Source organism: Robiginitalea sediminis (assembly GCF_002198115.1).
GTDB lineage: Bacteria > Bacteroidota > Bacteroidia > Flavobacteriales > Flavobacteriaceae > Robiginitalea > Robiginitalea sediminis.
On sequence record NZ_NGNR01000001.1, the window covers coordinates 1205326 to 1221595 of the forward strand.

The 16270-nt window shown below is 56.3% G+C and carries 10 protein-coding genes; all 10 read left to right on the forward strand.

Going from position 1 to position 16270, the window contains the following annotated elements:
• The first annotated feature begins 15 nt into the window (after nt 1-15).
• The 10 genes from CA832_RS05375 to CA832_RS05425 all read left to right on the forward strand — a co-directional run bounded on the left by CA832_RS05375 (nt 16) and on the right by CA832_RS05425 (nt 16270).
• Entirely contained in the window at nt 16-531 is a 516-nt protein-coding gene (locus CA832_RS05375; protein ID WP_088340503.1) for a gamma carbonic anhydrase family protein, read from the forward strand.
• A 60-nt stretch (nt 532-591) separates the two neighbouring features.
• Nucleotides 592-1395: a helix-turn-helix domain-containing protein gene (locus CA832_RS05380; protein WP_198944441.1), complete on the forward strand. Its 804-nt coding sequence runs from the start codon at nt 592-594 to the stop codon at nt 1393-1395.
• 87 nt (nt 1396-1482) lie between these two features.
• The gene (locus tag CA832_RS05385) at nt 1483-2028 is read left to right on the forward strand and encodes a cupin domain-containing protein (RefSeq protein WP_088340504.1); all 546 of its coding nucleotides are present in this window, start codon (nt 1483-1485) and stop codon (nt 2026-2028) included.
• Between the two features lie 171 nt (nt 2029-2199).
• Nucleotides 2200-3033: a formate dehydrogenase accessory sulfurtransferase FdhD gene (gene fdhD, locus CA832_RS05395; RefSeq protein ID WP_088340506.1), complete on the forward strand. Its 834-nt coding sequence runs from the start codon at nt 2200-2202 to the stop codon at nt 3031-3033.
• Nucleotides 3034-3037: 4 nt separating this feature from the next.
• A complete protein-coding gene (locus CA832_RS05400; protein ID WP_088340507.1) occupies nt 3038-4687 on the forward strand; it encodes an NADH-ubiquinone oxidoreductase-F iron-sulfur binding region domain-containing protein in 1650 nt (549 codons plus the stop codon).
• 9 nt (nt 4688-4696) lie between these two features.
• The gene (gene fdhF / locus CA832_RS05405) at nt 4697-7426 is read left to right on the forward strand and encodes a formate dehydrogenase subunit alpha (protein ID WP_088340508.1); all 2730 of its coding nucleotides are present in this window, start codon (nt 4697-4699) and stop codon (nt 7424-7426) included.
• Nucleotides 7427-7615: 189 nt separating this feature from the next.
• Complete coding sequence (gene fabD / locus CA832_RS05410) at nt 7616-8500, forward strand: ACP S-malonyltransferase (protein WP_088340509.1); 885 nt, start codon at nt 7616-7618, stop codon at nt 8498-8500.
• Nucleotides 8501-8681: 181 nt separating this feature from the next.
• Nucleotides 8682-13346, forward strand: coding sequence for a Calx-beta domain-containing protein (locus tag CA832_RS05415; protein WP_158211883.1), 4665 nt, complete (start codon nt 8682-8684; stop codon nt 13344-13346).
• A gap of 1 nt (nt 13347) precedes the next feature.
• Nucleotides 13348-14334, forward strand: a complete 987-nt coding sequence (locus CA832_RS05420) for a PorP/SprF family type IX secretion system membrane protein (protein WP_088340511.1) — start codon at nt 13348-13350, stop codon at nt 14332-14334.
• A gap of 1 nt (nt 14335) precedes the next feature.
• A complete protein-coding gene (locus CA832_RS05425; protein ID WP_088340512.1) occupies nt 14336-16270 on the forward strand; it encodes an OmpA family protein in 1935 nt (644 codons plus the stop codon).

The following is a 16270-nucleotide window of genomic DNA, read 5'->3' on the forward strand; positions in this document are numbered from 1 at the left end:
AAAATAGAGATACCTATGGCACTGATAAAAGAAGTACGGGGGAAAACCCCGGTAATAGGTCCGGACTGTTTCCTGGCCGAGAACGCCACCCTTGTGGGGGAGGTGGAGATGGGCAGGGAGTGCAGTATCTGGTTCCAGGCGGTCATCCGGGGGGATGTGCACTACATCCGTATGGGAGACCGGGTTAATGTGCAGGACGGGGCCGTAATCCACTGTACCTATCAGAAGGCCCCCACGGAAATCGGCAACAATGTTTCCATAGGACACAAGGCCATTGTGCACGGGTGTACCATAGAAGACAACGTCCTTGTGGGTATGGGGAGCATCATCATGGACCACTGCGTGGTGGGCTCCGGCAGTATAATTGCCGCCGGGGCGGTGCTCACCAAGGGGACCGTCGTTCCCGGGGGCAGCATCTATGCGGGGGTACCGGCCAAAAAAATCGGGGAGGTGGACCCTGACCTGCGCAAAGGGGAAATTGAACGGATCGCTGCGGCCTATGTAACCTATTCGGGGTGGTTTAAACCCTAAGCCCTTCGGACAGCCTAAATTTCGATATATTGGGAACGATTTAAAAAACGTTCACCCGCTATGTTTGCCGATGCACTTCGTGTAACCCCAATTTTTGATGCCGAAATGTCGTATTCCACAGGGGATGTCTATAACCTGATCTGGATTCAGCGCAAGGTAAAGGAAGTTGAGATTGACGGATACGCGGAGGCTGGTGTGGATAATGCCCTTTATTTTTTGGATGCCCGGACCCGTTGGCGTATTGCCAAAGGGGAAGAGGAGGCCTCGGCGGGTTATGTGCTGACCTTGCCCCGCAGGTTGATGGAACACCCAACATTGAAAAATCTGCATATCGCCGAGATTCGGTTGTTGGCCCATGATCAAATACCGAAGATTACGCTAGCCCCGGGAATCGCCATCCGGATCCAGGCGATTATTGAAATGCTGGATGAACTGGCGGGGTCGGAACTGAATCATCGGGAGGAGGCCATGGCATCATTGGTCAAGACCTTGTTTGTCTATACCGATGGCCAGTGTAATATCCGATCGACACTAACGGAGAACAACGCAAAAAAACAATTGGTTTTCAGGTTTAAGAAGCTCGTTGATTCCCACAGTGCCGAGGTACACGAGGTTGCGGATTATGCGCGAAAACTGAATGTGTCCGCTAAATATCTGAATTCCTGTACCCGCGAAGTTTTAGGCACTACCGCCAAAAGCCTGATCGATGAAATCCGCATTATGCGTTCCAGGCACTTATTAAAGTTTTCCGATTTGACCATCAAGGAAATAAGTTATGCCCTTGGCTTTTCCTCCCAGGATTACTTCAGTTACTTCCTCAAAAAACACACGGGGCTTACCCCGAGTACGATCCGTAAAGGGTAGACCTTCCCAAATTCCAAGGAATCCCCGACAAATTCCAAAAACAGATAAAGGGTAGTCAGGATATCTTGCGGCAAAACAATCGATAGTATGAACCGCAAATCCTTTTTGAAAGCTGCCGGTCTTGGAGCAACATTCACATTTTTACCTGTAACCGGAATGGGTAATTACCTGAAAGATATCCGCAAATCTTTCCTTTCTTCTACGCCAAAATTAGTGCGGGACACGGAAGGGGATGTGCTGAACGTGATTGGCGATATTCAAACCCATAAACTGGTAGGAAGCGATACCGCGAACCAGATTGTGGAATGGGTAGATAACGTGGAACCAGGCGTTGGCATCCCGCCTCACATCCACACCCGGGAGGATGAAATATTCCGGGTAATCCGTGGCGAAGTCGAGATCACCATTGATGGAACAGCCCATGTGCTTAAGGCGGGGGATACGGCTTTTGCACCTCGCAATATCCCCCATGCCTGGAGGGTGGTGGGCACGGAAAAGGCCAAAATGATAACCAGTGCCTTCCCTGCCGGAATTGAACATATGTTCGCGGAATTGGCAGCCCTTCCCGAAGGTCCGCCGGATTTCGAAAAGGTTGCCGAGATTTGCGGCAGGCAGGGCATTCAGTTTGTCTGAAAGGAAATAACCCCGGGGGCCAAATGGCTTACCGGGGTTTTTGTTTGCACCTGTTTCGTCAGGGTAACGCCTGATTCCGGGAACCCATGTCCCTGGGGCTGAGATTTGCCAAAATCCAGTATCTTTAAAAGGACAACCTCCGGGGTGAACCCCGGGCTGCAACCAAGGACCATGGCTACCCGTACCTACCAGGGAAAGAAATTCGACGCCCAAGGGGTTACCCCCGTGGAAGACGCCCTCACGGTGGAGGAGGCCCTGGAGATCCGCATCAACGGGAAACCGTTTAGCCTGACCATGCGTACCCCCGGTGCCGACCGCGAACTGATCCGCGGGATGCTGCACGCGGAGGCTGTCATCAATACCACAGGTTACCACCCCGAGGTCCGGGTGGGGAAAGCAACGGATAAAGGCGTTGTTTCCGAAGTGGATCTGAAAATCCCGGAAGCCTATCTGGGCGATGGGTATGCCAATACCCGCAGCCTGCTTTCGGTATCCTCCTGTGGCATTTGCGGGAAGACCGAGCTGGACCAGCAGGGGTTCGACGGGCCGCCTCCAGATGCAGGGGTGTCTTTCGAAGCTTCCCGTTTCCCGGAATTGTTTGCCCAGATGAACCAGCGCCAGCACGATTTTCAGCAGTCTGGCGGGACGCATGCCGCCGCCCTTTTCGATTCGGGAGGCGCCTTGCTGGCCGCACGGGAAGATATCGGCCGCCACAATGCGGTGGATAAGGTTGTCGGGCAATTGCTCCTGGAAGGGAGGCTGCCCCAGGCCCGGGTAATGACCGTTAGCGGGCGGATTTCCTACGAGATTGTCATCAAGGCCTTCAAGGCCGGAATCCCCTTTTTAGCTGCCGTATCCGCCCCGTCTTCCCTGGCGGTGGATTACGCCAAAGAACTCGGCATTACCCTGATGGGGTTTTGCAGGGAAGGCAGGGCCACCTGTTACTCCCATGCGTACCGATTGATCAACCAGCGGGTCCCTGCCCGGCAAACCCAAAGCAAATAGCACTATGTCCGAAAATTTGAGTGAACTCCTGGGCCGAAGGGGCCTGCGCGAAAACCTGTTTGAACGGATGGGCCAGGCCGCTGCAGCCGAGGGCTCCCCCAATACGGAGGCCCTGGCCCGGTTGGCGGATGAATTCCTGGTGGGCAAGGCGAATGCCTTCGGGACGGCCACTTTCTACGATTTTATGAAGCCGGAAAACAAGGGAAAGCAGGTCTACCTCTGCAATGGGACGGCCTGTACCTGCGCCGGGACACAACCCGCAGTGAGGGCTGCGCTGGAATCCCATTTTGAGCCGGATAGCATCGGCCATATGACCTGTCTGGGGCGTTGCCATGAAAATGCGGCCTTCCACTACAAGGGCCGAAATTATTCCGGAGCTGATATCGACGCTATTTCAGAACTTCTGGAAGGTGACACTATATCCAGGGAAACCTATCATGTGGGCTGTAGCCACCAACCGGTCCTTACCCGGCCTTTTGCAGGTGTGGAAGCCTTTTACGCCCCATGGGTGGAAGCCCTTGGCCGGGCCCCGGAGGAAGTGTTGGAACGTATCAAGGCATCCGGGCTAAGGGGCAGGGGAGGCGCCGGCTTTCCCATAGGCCTTAAACTGGAATTCTGCCGGAAGGAAACCTCGGAGGTAAAGTTTATCATCTGCAATGCCGATGAGGGGGACCCCGGGGCCTTTTCGGACCGTTACCTGCTGGAGCAGCGCCCGCACGCCGTCCTGTTTGGGATGCTGATAAGCGGGTATGTGACCGGGGCCCGCCATGGGATCCTCTACATAAGGGCGGAGTACCCCGAGGCAGTGCAAAAAGTCCGGGAAGCTATCGATTCACTCCTGGAGGCTGGGCTTGCCGGTCCGGATATCCGCCAGAGCGGATTCGGGTTTGAATTCAAAATCATACAGGCTCAGGGTTCCTACATTTGCGGGGAGGAAACGGCCCTGATCAATTCCATCGAAGGGCAGCGGCCCGAAGTGCGGGTGCGCCCGCCCTACCCGGCCCAGCGGGGGCTTTTCAACAAACCCACTGTAGTCAATAATGTGGAGACCCTTGCCGCCCTGCACCCCGTCCTGAGCGAAGGGGGCGCGGCCTGGGAGGGGCTCGGTACCGGTAAGTCTGCCGGTACCAAACTCATGTGCCTGGATGGATTCTTCAACCGTCCGGGGGTTTACGAAGTGGTCATGGGGACCCCCTTGAAAACGGTAATCGAAGACTTGGGAGGTGGTTTCCGCAGCCCGGTGAAGGCCCTGCAGATTGGCGGCCCCCTTGGGGGGGTAGTCCCGGTGGAAATGATTGGGGAACTCACGGTAGATTTTGAATCCTTCGCCCAGGCGGGTTTCCTGCTGGGACATGCCTCGGTGGTCTGTATCCCGGCGGATTTCCCTATGATTACCTATATCGAACACCTTTTTGATTTTGCGGCTTACGAGAGTTGTGGCAAATGCTTCCCGTGCCGGCTGGGGACCAAGCGGGGCCATGAACTGGCCCTGAAAGCATCTGCCGGGGGCTATACCATAGATAAAGACCTTTTCGACGACCTTCTGACCACCCTGGAGAAAGGGTCGCTTTGTGCCCACGGCGGGGGTATCCCCCTGCCTGTCAGGAATATCCTCCGGTATTTTAAAGAGGAATTAACCCCTTATTTCAATTAATCCTGCCTCATGGAAACAGCATACATTAACGGCATTGCCCATAAGATTGAGCCCGGGGAAACCCTTTTGGCATTTATCAGAAGGTATGAGGGCCAGGCCCATGTCCCCACCCTTTGCGACGCCCCCAACCTGGACCCGTTCGGCTCCTGCCGGGTGTGTAGTGTGGAAGTCGGGCTTCAGCCCGAAGGGCCCAGGAAGACGGTAGCCTCCTGCCATACCCCGGTTGCTGCAGGGCAATATGTGTATACCAGCAGCCCGGAAATCAAAAAATTGCGGAAGAATATTATTGAACTGGTCCTGACCGACCACCCCCTGGATTGCCTGACCTGCGAGGTAAACGGGAATTGCGAACTGCAGACCGTAGCCGCCCAGGTAGGGATCCGCAGCGTCCGCTACCCGCAGGGGGAGACCCATCTGGAACGGGAAAAGGACCTGTCCCACCCTTACATGACCTCGGATCTGAGTAAATGTATTAATTGCTACCGCTGCGTACGGGCCTGCGATGAGGTCCAGGGCGAATTCGTTTTGAGCATGGCCGGCCGTGGGTTCGATGCCCATATTGTAAAGGGGCTGGGCCAGAGTTTTATGGATTCGGACTGCGTGAGCTGCGGGGCCTGTTCCCAGGCATGCCCTACCTCTGCCATCTCGGATGTCTTCCAGTCTAAGGCGGTACACACTACTGAAAAAACCCGTACCGTTTGTACCTACTGCGGGGTGGGCTGCAACCTGGAGGTGGCGGCAGACCACAATGATATCCTGAGTATTACCGCGCCATACGACGCGGAGGTGAACCAGGGGCACACCTGCCTGAAAGGGCGGTTCGCCTTTAAGTTTTACAACCACCCGGAACGCCTGGACGCCCCCATGATCAAACGAGACGGCCAGTTTGAGAAAGTGAGCTGGGAGGAAGCTTACGATTTTATTTCAGAGCGGTTTCAGCATTACAAGGATACCTATGGCCCGGACAGTCTGGCGGGGATTTCCTCTTCCCGTTGTACCAACGAGGAGAACTACCTGATGCAGAAATTCTTCAGGGCCGTAATCCAGACCAATAATATAGACGGCTGTGCTCGCGTATGCCATTCCCCTACAGCGCTTGGGATGCAGCGCACCTTTGGCACCGGGGCGGCTACCAATTCCATCGCCGACCTCAAACATACGGATTGCATCCTGGTCATCGGGGCCAACCCCACCGATGCCCACCCGGTTACCGGGGCCAAGTTCAAGCAGTTTGCCATGAAGTCCGACAAGGTCTCCATCGTTATTGACCCGAGGCGGACCGAACTGGCCCGCTACGCCACGCACCACCTGGCCCTTCGCCCGGGTACTAATGTGGCCGTCCTCAATATGATGATGTATTACATCGTGGAGGCCGGGTTGGTAGACCAGACCTTTGTGGAAACCCGGACCGAGGGGTATGCCGATTTCGTGAAGGAGCTGATGGCCCTGGACCTGGACCGGATGGAGGAGGTCTGCGGCGTGCCCCGGGAACAGGTGCGGGCAGCTGCCCTGGCCTATGCCTCGGCGCCCAATGCCATGTCCTTCCACGGCCTCGGGGTAACCGAGCATTCCCAGGGGACCTTTACGGTCATGCAGATTGCAGACCTGGCCATGCTAACCGGGAATATCGGCCGGAAAGGAGTTGGGGTAAACCCCCTGCGCGGGCAGAACAATGTTCAGGGCAGTGCCGATATGGGCGTACAGCCCCACCAGGGCGCCGGGTACCTGGATGTGACCCACCCGGAAGTCAACCAGCGTTATAATGCGTTTTACGGGAGGGAAGTCCCTACCCATATCGGGTATAAGATCCCGGAAATGTTCGATGCGGCCCTGGCAGGAAAACTCAAGGCGCTTTGGATTATCGGGGAAGACGTGGTGCAAACCGACCCGAATACCCAGAAGGTCATCCGGGCCCTGGAGGCAACCGATTTGGTCATCGTACAGGAGCTCTTTATGACAGAGACCGCCAAACACGCCGATGTGGTCCTCCCCGGGGCGTCCTTCCTGGAGAAAAGCGGCACCTTCACCAATGGGGAACGCAGGGTGCAGGCCGTGCGGCAGGTGGTGGAGCCCCTGCCCGGCACCAAGCCGGACGGGCAGATCATCGTGGACCTGATGAAACGCATGGGCTATCCCCAGCCGGACTATACCCCCGAGGGGATGCTGGAGGAAATTTCCCAGATTGTCCCGTTTTTTGCCGGGATCCGCTGGGACAGGCTCGGAAACAACGGCCTGCAATGGCCGGTGGCCCCGGATGGTACAGATACGAAAATCCTGCACGAGCAGACCTTTAAGCGCGGGCAGGGGTATTTTGAATTCCACCCCTGGGAGGAAACCCGGGAGATCGTGGATCATGGGAAGGAGTACCCGTATATCCTGACCACCAACCGGGAACTGGAGCACTATAACTGCGGGGCAATGACCCGGCGAACTGCCAATGCGGAAATCCTGGGCAGCGACTATTTGCTGATCCACCCGGAAGATGCGGCAGCCAACCTCATACAGGAGGGAGACCTGGTATGCCTGGAGTCTCCCCGCGGCAGGGTGGATGTAGCTGCCCGCATTACCGATGCGGTGCGGCCGGGGGTTCTAAGTACCACCTTCCACTTCCCCGAAATTATGATCAATAATATTACCGGAGATGTACACGACTCCGAGGCCATGTGCCCGGAGTACAAGGTGGTGGCGGTGCGCATCCGAAAGTCGAAGGGGAAATTCAAGCGGTTGGTTAAAAGTTAGAAGAGTTTTGAAAGGGTTTTGCAGGGGGGATGGTTATGTTGCAGGTGGGGGGAGGGGCCCTCGAAGCGCTGCATTTTGAAAAGCAATAAAGCCCTTCCCGTACACCCCTTCCATCACCCACCCCGCCGTAAAGGGACTTTCACCACCCCGTAAATTCCCTTACTTTTGCCACACCATAACAAAAAACCAATGAAAGCATTTGTCTTCCCGGGCCAGGGGGCCCAGTTCAGCGGCATGGGTAAGGACCTGTACGAAGCGTCCGCCCAGGCCCAGGAACTCTTCGAAGAAGCCAACGATATCCTGGGCTTCTCCATTACCGATATCATGTTCGAAGGTTCTGCCGAGGACCTGAAAGAAACCAAGGTAACCCAGCCGGCTATTTTCCTGCATTCGGTAATCCTGAGCCAGGTCATGGGCAAGGCGTTCGTTCCGGATATGGTAGCCGGGCATTCCCTTGGGGAGTTCTCTGCCCTGGTTGCCAATGGCACCCTGACCTTCCAGGATGGACTTAAACTGGTTTCTCAGCGCGCCCTGGCCATGCAGAAGGCTTGCGAATTGCAGCAGAGCACCATGGCCGCCGTCCTTGGTCTGGAGGATGCAGTGGTGGAGCGCGTCTGCGCCGAAACCCCTGGTATTGTGGTAGCGGCCAATTACAACTGCCCGGGTCAGCTTGTCATCTCCGGGGAGGTCGAAGCGGTAAACACGGCCTGCGAAGCCCTGAAAGCTGCTGGCGCCCGCAGGGCATTGGTTCTGCCGGTTGGGGGAGCCTTCCATTCCCCACTGATGGAGCCGGCAAGGGAAGAATTGGCGGCCGCCATTGAGCAAACCCCCTTTTCCGCACCCCGCTGTCCGGTCTACCAAAACGTGACCACTACGGCAGTAACAGATACCTCCGAAATCCGCCAAAACCTCATTGCACAGCTAACCGCTCCGGTGAAGTGGACGCAGAGCGTACAGCAAATGGTGGCCGATGGCGCCACCGAATTTGTGGAAGTAGGCCCGGGCAAGGTACTGCAGGGATTGGTGCGTAAAATTCACCCGGAAGCCATTACCTCCTCCGGGGAGATTGGGTAGCCCGTTTATCCGAAAAAGCCTGATTTTGACCGCTTAATTTTGGGCGTCCCCCCGTTTTTTTAGTAATATTGATCCTTGCCTTTTTTCGGCTTGAAAAGCCGGAGGGCAGGCCCTGAACAATGGACGCTTTTCTGAGCGAACTATGAATATAAACCCGCCAAATATCCTGCCGCGGCGCCGCATGCCAAGGCTCCGGAGCTTATGGCTCATTGCTTTCGGACTCACCTCTTTTGGTGCTTTTGGGCAGAACCTGACCATTAATGACCCCCAGATCGTTGAGGGCACAGGAGGTTCTACCACCCTAGTCTTTACGGTTTCCTCGGATCAGCTCATTTTCACGGGTGGAGGGTTGTCCTTCGAGATCAACACTGCAGATGGCACTGCCATTGCCGGAAGCGATTATAACGCTATTATCGGAGGTGTTGGAACCATACCATTTCTAGCCTCCAGTACCCAGGTCAATGTGGTGGTCAACCCAGACGGGACAGCAGAACCCATTGAGACATTGAATGTGGTCCTTAGCAACCCCAGCGAGGGGGCCTTTACCAAGGATACCGGTGTAGGAACCATCATAGACGACGACCAGGCCATCAGTGTTTCCAACGCCAGCATAAACGAAGGGGATGCCGGGCAGGTGAACCTGACCTTTACCGTGTCCACCGATAGTGGCGCGGCCCTGGAGGACATATCTTTTACCTTGTCTACTGCGGATGGCACGGCCATTGCTCCAGGAGACTATACGCAGACGACCTTAGGGGGTGTTATTTCCCAGGGCACTACCAACACCTTCATCGACGTTCCGGTAAATGGGGATGCCATTTTGGAAGGGGATGAGACCTTTACAGCCACCCTTAGCAATGTCAGCAATGGTACGCTGGGCGCGAACCCAAGCGCCACGGGAACCATCCTGAATGACGATACCGCTTCGTTTAGCATAGCCGATGCGGCCGCTGCAGAAAGTGCGGGCACTTTAGAATTTACCGTAACCCTCAGCGATGCGGTCCAGGGTGGCACTTCCGTGGACTTTACCTTTGCTGACGGCACGGCAACAGGGGGAGGCACAGATTATACCGGAACCCCGGGCACGTTGAATTTTGCCGGGAATGCCGGGGAAACCCAGACGATAACCGTTTCCCTCAACGATGATGTCATTGTGGAAGGCGCGGAGGACTTTACCGTCACCTTGTCCAACCCTACTGCTGGTGTGACCCTATCCGATGCCTCGGCAACAGGCACGATCAACGACGACGATACCGTCCTGGTTTCTTTCTCCACGGCCGCATCTTCGGACGATGAAAATTCCGGCGGTAACCTGCCCGTGCTTTTTGTAACCGGAACGGTGACTGCTGCCTCCTCGGTAACGGTTACGCTATCCGGAGGCGGAACGGCGACCAACGGGGACGATTTCGATTTCACCACGCCTCAGGTGGTCAATATCCCACCTGGGACCTATGATGGGACTGTGAACACAGCAATAGCGATCCCCACCCTCTCCATTTCAGGAGACAATGACCCGGAATCGGACGAGACCTTCATTCTTGGACTCACGGCGGTTTCCGGCGATGTCTCCCTGGGTGCCATTACCTCCACCACTTACACCATTCTGAACGACGACGACCAGATCCTCCAGATTGCCGGGGTTTCACAGGCCGAAGGTTCCGGAGGGGGGACTACTACGTTTAACTTCCTGGTTTCCATAGAAGGAGGAGGGGATGCCCTGCAGGATATCGACTTCCGGGTGGATACTAATGACGGGACGGCAACCGAGCCATCCGATTACGAAGAACTCAACAACGACCAGTTCACGATACCCGCCGGCCAGAACAGCATTCAGGTGCCGGTGCTGGTAGAAGCCGATGCGGTCCCTGAGGCAGATGAAACCTTTACGGTTACCATCAGCAATGCTTCCCAGGGCGGCACCATTGGGGCCACCGATACCGCTACGGGAACCATTGTGAATGACGACCTGGCGGCTATTTCCGTAGACGATGTTAGCCAGGATGAGGGCGACTCCGGGACCACCACCTTTACCTTTACCGTAAGTATCGCTGGGGGTGCCAGTGCGGTGTCTGATATCACCTTTACGTACACCACCTCCGACGGCACAGCAACAGTAGCCGATGGAGATTACACAGCTGCCTCCGGTTCCGGGACCATCAATAGCGGATCTACCTCCACCACCTTTGAAGTTTCGGTGAACGGGGACACCACCCCGGAATTCGATGAAGATTTTACCGTAACTCTGGGCAACCCCGTAAATGCCACCATTACCGATGGGGTGGGGCAGGGCACGATCCAGAACGACGATGTCAATACCATCAGCATTGCCGACATCGTCCAGTCCGAAGGAAATTCCGGCACCAGCAACTTCGTCTTTACCGTTAGTGTGGACAGCGGGGTGGCCCTGGACGATATCGACTTTGAGGCCAGTACAGCAGACGGGACCGCCACGGTTGCGGGTAACGACTATGTGGCCCTCAGTGGTTTTGCCGCCCAGATCCCGCAGGGCGGGACCTCCACCACCGTGAGCGTAACCGTGAATGGGGATACGGATTTTGAACCCAATGAGACCTTTACTGTAGCCCTGGACAATATCAGTAATGCCACCGCCTCGGACGACACGGCGGAGGGCACCATCCAGAATGACGATTCGTGCAATGCCGGGGCCCAGGCCCCTGAACTGGCTAATGGGGCCCAAACCGTATTTTGTACGGAGGATACCATCCCGTCCCTGGATAGTTTCACCAATACCCCGGCCCCTGCCGGAACTGCCCTGACCTGGAGCCGGAACCCGGACCCTCTGGTTATCAGCGGTCACCTGACTGCCGGGGAAGTAGCGGCCCCCACCGTTGGGACCTATTACGGCTTTTTCTTCGACAGTGTAAACAATTGTGCCAGCCCTACCCTGGAACTCACCCTGGTACGTAATGAAACGCCCACCATCGATTCGGCTATCGGGGATGCCATCTGCGGCCCCGGGCAGGTAACCCTGACGGCTACCGCCAGTTTCCCGACGGTAGTAACCGCACCGGATATTAATTGGTATGATGCCGAGACCGGGGGCAACCTGGTTTTCACAGGTCCCAACTATGTCCTGGACCTGTCCGAAACCACTTCCTTCTGGGTAGAGGCTACCGGAAACGGGTGTACCTCCTCTCCCCGGGTTGAGGTAGTGGCCACGGTGTCTGCGGAGGTCAGCTCCGGAACCCCCCTGAACGGCTCCTCTTGTAGCGATCCCGCTTTTGGGCCAACCACAGTGGACCTCGACAACCGGATTGAAGGGGAAACCGCCGGGTTCTGGACCATTATCACCGATCCTTCCGGAGGGCTTACCTTCGACGCCGAAAATGTCGTGAACTTTACCGGGGTTCCCGATGGGGTCTATGTTTTCCGGTTTACCACCAACACAGCCGAAGCCCCCTGTGTGGATGAATCCACCGACGTGAGCATCAGTGTGAACAACTGCGACGTGGATACAGACAACGACGGGTTGCTGGATGGGGTGGAAGCCGCCCTGGACACGGATCCGAACAACCCGGATACCGATGGGGATGGAATTGACGACGGCACGGAAGTCGTAGATCCGGAAAACCCGGCCGACGAGGACGGGGACGGCATTATCGACGCCCGGGATTCCAACACCGCCGATACAGACCAGGACGGGGTAAACGACCAGCAGGACCCGGCCAACACCGATGCCTGTATCCCCAACCCGGATAACATTAATTGCGACACAGACCTGGGTGTAACCAAAACGGCCAACCGTTCCGAAATATCCCTGGGGCAGAACGTAACCTTTACCATTACCCTGGACAATTTCAGCACGGTAGCCATGACCGATATCCAGGTAGGCGACCTGCTGCAAAATGGCTATTCCTTTGTTTCCGCCACCGCCAGTGTTGGGGCCTATGATGAGGCTGCCGGAATCTGGGCCGTGGCGAGTATCGCGGCCAACAGTACCGAGACCCTCGAGATTGTGGCCACGGCCGTGGAAGGTGATACCTATACCAATACAGCCGAGTTGCTCGCCTCCACCCCGGTGGACGGGAACCCGGATAACGATACCAGCACGGTGGCCCTTGAGGTGGTGCTGCCGGAAAATGCAGACCTCTCGGTGGAGAAGTTTGCCCAGATTACCCCGGGCGGGGATTTCAGCTCCGAGCGAATCACCCCCCTGGTTGGCGACCGGATCCGGTTTGTGGTGCGGGTAACCAACCTGTCCCCGGATGCCGTGGTTTCCGATATCCAGGTGCTGGATGCCATCAGCCCTGAGGCAACTACCGGCTTTGAGTATGTACAGCACACCTACCAGTTGGGGACGTTCCCGGCCGGGGCCTACGACCCGGAAACCGGTATTTGGAACATCGCCAGCCTGGGCCCCGGAGAAGTGGTGGAGCTCAGTATTGTGGCCTTTGTGCGGCGTGCTGGCACCTTTACCAATACCGCTGAACTGGTCGCCCCGGCAGTCGATGCCGATACATCCAACAACCTGGCCAGCGTTGTGGTGGAGGTCGCCGCGCGTAATGAAGGGGATCCGATCTTTAATCAGTTCTCACCCAACGGGGATGGGATCAATGACTTTTTGAAAATTCAGCTGACCCGCCTTAACAGCGTTAGCGGGCTTACCGAACCGGCCATCGAGGCGTATTCCATCCAGATTTTCAACCGTTACGGGCAATCCGTCTTCGAAGGCAACAACCTGACGAATGAGGTGATATGGGATGGAGAGTTCAACGGCACCCCGGCACCGGAGGGAACATATTTCTACGTACTGCTCTACGCTGAAATTACGGATGCCGGCCCGGTGGAAGTAACCAAAAAAGGCTGGATCCAACTGATTCGATGATATGCGAAACCGCAAGGCATACATAACCCGGATTCTACTGCCCTTTTGCGGGCTTGTGGCCCTGTTGGCCGCCAACCCCCTCCACGGGCAACGCGACCCCCAGTACACCCAGTACATGTACAATATCGGAAGCTTTAACCCCGCCTATGTGGGTACGGTGGAATACACGGATATTTCCCTGCTGTACCGGTCGCAGTGGATCGACATCCCGGGGGCGCCCCGCACCATCCGCTTCGGACTCAACGCGCCCATTGGGGAGCGACATGGCCTGGGTTTTAACGCGGTCAACGACCAGCTGGGGCCTACTACCCAGACCTATGTGGATGTCTCTTATTCCTTCCAGATCAAATTTACCTATGATGTGTTCCTGTCCTTCGGCCTGGATGCCGGGGGAACGTTCCTGAATACGGACTTTTCCAAAGGAACCTTTGAAAACCCCGGGGAGCCCATTCTGGGTCAGGAAACCATACAGGAATTCTACCCCACCATCGGGGCCGGTGTATTCCTGTACCAGCGGCACTGGTACCTGGGCGTTTCGGTGCCCAACTTCCTCACCGATGCCCTCTACAGCAACGAAGTGGCCCAGATCGTGGAAGACCAGATGCAGTTCAATGCCATTGGGGGCTATGTCTTTGACCTTTCGGACCGCATGAAGTTCAAACCGGCATTTATGGTTAACTTCATAAGCGGGGCCCCGGTAACGGCAAATGTTTCCGGGAATTTCCTGTGGAACGATGTGTTTACCCTGGGTGCAGCCTACCGTTTCGACAATGCGGTTAGCGGCCTTGCAGGCTTTCAGCTTACCCCCGGGTTGTTTGTAGGCTATTCCTACGATTATAACACCAATGGCCTTGGGGGGTATAACAGCGGCTCCCACGAGGCGATTATCAAATTCTACCTGGGCCGCAAGAGTGCGCGGATTCCGGGCGAGGATAAAGGAAAAGGCAACCAGAAAGGAAAACAGATCGACAGCCCAAGATTTTTCTAAGATGACTGCGTTACTGAAAAGACATACCGTACTCCTGCTGCTTGTTGTAGCCTTCAATGGATGGGCGCAGAAAGCCTCGGAGGCAGACCGGCTCTTTTTCGAATACGACTATGCCGGCGCAGTTACGGCATACGAAGCCCTCAGGCGGTCCGGGGAACTGACCCCCCAACAGCGGCTGAACCTGGCCGAATCCTATTTTCGGCGCAAGGCCTACGACAAATCCTCAGAGGCCTACCTGGAAAGCTTCCGGCAGGACAGCCTGATGGACAACCATCATTTCAATACCATGCTGCAGGCCCTGGCCAAGACCTCCGGTCAGGATCGGGTACAAGCCTTCCTCAGTACCCGGGCCACCTCCCTTTCCGGGGAACTCCTGGAAAATGCGGCATTCAATTACGAACTTCTGGAAAAAGGCGGGGATGCATCTCTGGACTATCGGATTTTCCCCCTGAGCGTCAACAGTGGGCAGATGGACCTTTCCCCTGCGTTTTACGGGGAAGACCGGTTGCTGTTCAGTTCGGCCCGCCCACATAAGAATAAAGAGACCTATAAGCCCACCGGGCAGGCCTTTATGGATATTTATGTAGCAGTGGTGGATCCCGATGGGCAAACCCGTGGCGCCCAACCCATCGGATGGCTCGAAAATACCAAGTACCACGAATCCACACCGTTTTTCAGCCCGCTGCTCAACGGGATTTTCTACGTGCGCTCCAATGAGGAAAACGGGGAGCTCACCTACGATGAAAACGGGAAGAATGCCCTTGCAGTAGCCCTCGGAACCCGCGATGGGGACGACAGGCTCCTGCTCCGCGACCCCGGGACCTCCTTTTACTACCCCTTCTTCGACGATGCCACCGAGCGGCTTTATTTCGCGGCGGACTTCGACCAGGGCTATGGGGGAACCGACCTGTATTATGTGGCCACTAACGAGGGCCGCATTATGTCCTCCCCTGTTAACCTGGGCCCGCGTATCAACACCCCTGGAAATGAGATTGCACCCTTTTTAATGGATGGCAGCCTGTTTTTTGCGTCCGATGTCTTTTACGGCCTTGGGGGCATGGATGTGTATAAGGCTGAGGAGCAGGAGGACGGGGTGTACAGCATCCCGGTAAACCTGGGCCCTGAACTCAATACGCCCCACGACGAGTTCGGCTTTATCATCCGCCCGGGAGGTGCTGGCTACCAGGGCTACTTCACCTCCAACCGCCCGGGGGGCACTGGCAGTGACGACCTTTACGGGTTTGCGGTAAACAGCAAGCCAGGTCTTAAAACCCTGGTGGTCCGCGGAACCGTGGTAGACGGATCTTCGGCCGAAGGCATTGATAAAGCACGCATACGGATGGTAGACGCATCAGGTGCTACTATAAAGGAGGCGTACACGCTGGCCGACGGATCGTTCTTTATGGAAATCCCCTGGCGCGACAACGTCCGGGTGTTGGTAGACAAAGAGCGGCATACATCGGCAGTATTAGGACCCTTCGGGACAGCCAATACCGAGGACACCACAAAGGCAGTGGAAGTAACCCTGACCCCTGTGAGCTCTTTCGTACGTGACCGGGAAGGGCATCATGAACTGAAAGCGGAGCGTTTCTTCTTCGACAAAGGGAGCGCCCAGCTCACGGCCGAAATCGCTTCTTTGCTCAATCCTGCGGCCGAGGCCCTCAAGCAGTTCCCTTCTATGCAAATCCGCATAGAGGCCCATACCGACAGCCGCGGCAGTACCCAGGCCAACCTGGCGCTATCCCAGCGCAGGGCACTGGCCATTCGGGATTACCTCTTATCACAGGGGGTGGCGGCAGACCAGATCACTTCGGCAGAAGGCCTGGGGGAAAGCCAGATCATTAACAACTGCACAGACGGGGTCTACTGCCTGGAGGTACTACACCGGCAAAATGAGCGCTACCCACTCATTGTAGAGAACTTCGAGAATCTGTAA

Coding starts and splice junctions, on each gene's coding strand:
- CA832_RS05375 (WP_088340503.1), top strand. CDS start 16: ATGGCACTGATAAAAGAAGTACGGGGGAAAACCCCGGTAATAGGTCCG.
- fdhF (WP_088340508.1), top strand. CDS start 4,697: ATGGAAACAGCATACATTAACGGCATTGCCCATAAGATTGAGCCCGGG.
- fdhD (WP_088340506.1), top strand. CDS start 2,200: ATGGCTACCCGTACCTACCAGGGAAAGAAATTCGACGCCCAAGGGGTT.
- CA832_RS05420 (WP_088340511.1), top strand. CDS start 13,348: ATGCGAAACCGCAAGGCATACATAACCCGGATTCTACTGCCCTTTTGC.
- CA832_RS05380 (WP_198944441.1), top strand. CDS start 592: ATGTTTGCCGATGCACTTCGTGTAACCCCAATTTTTGATGCCGAAATG.
- fabD (WP_088340509.1), top strand. CDS start 7,616: ATGAAAGCATTTGTCTTCCCGGGCCAGGGGGCCCAGTTCAGCGGCATG.
- CA832_RS05400 (WP_088340507.1), top strand. CDS start 3,038: ATGTCCGAAAATTTGAGTGAACTCCTGGGCCGAAGGGGCCTGCGCGAA.
- CA832_RS05415 (WP_158211883.1), top strand. CDS start 8,682: ATGCCAAGGCTCCGGAGCTTATGGCTCATTGCTTTCGGACTCACCTCT.
- CA832_RS05425 (WP_088340512.1), top strand. CDS start 14,336: ATGACTGCGTTACTGAAAAGACATACCGTACTCCTGCTGCTTGTTGTA.
- CA832_RS05385 (WP_088340504.1), top strand. CDS start 1,483: ATGAACCGCAAATCCTTTTTGAAAGCTGCCGGTCTTGGAGCAACATTC.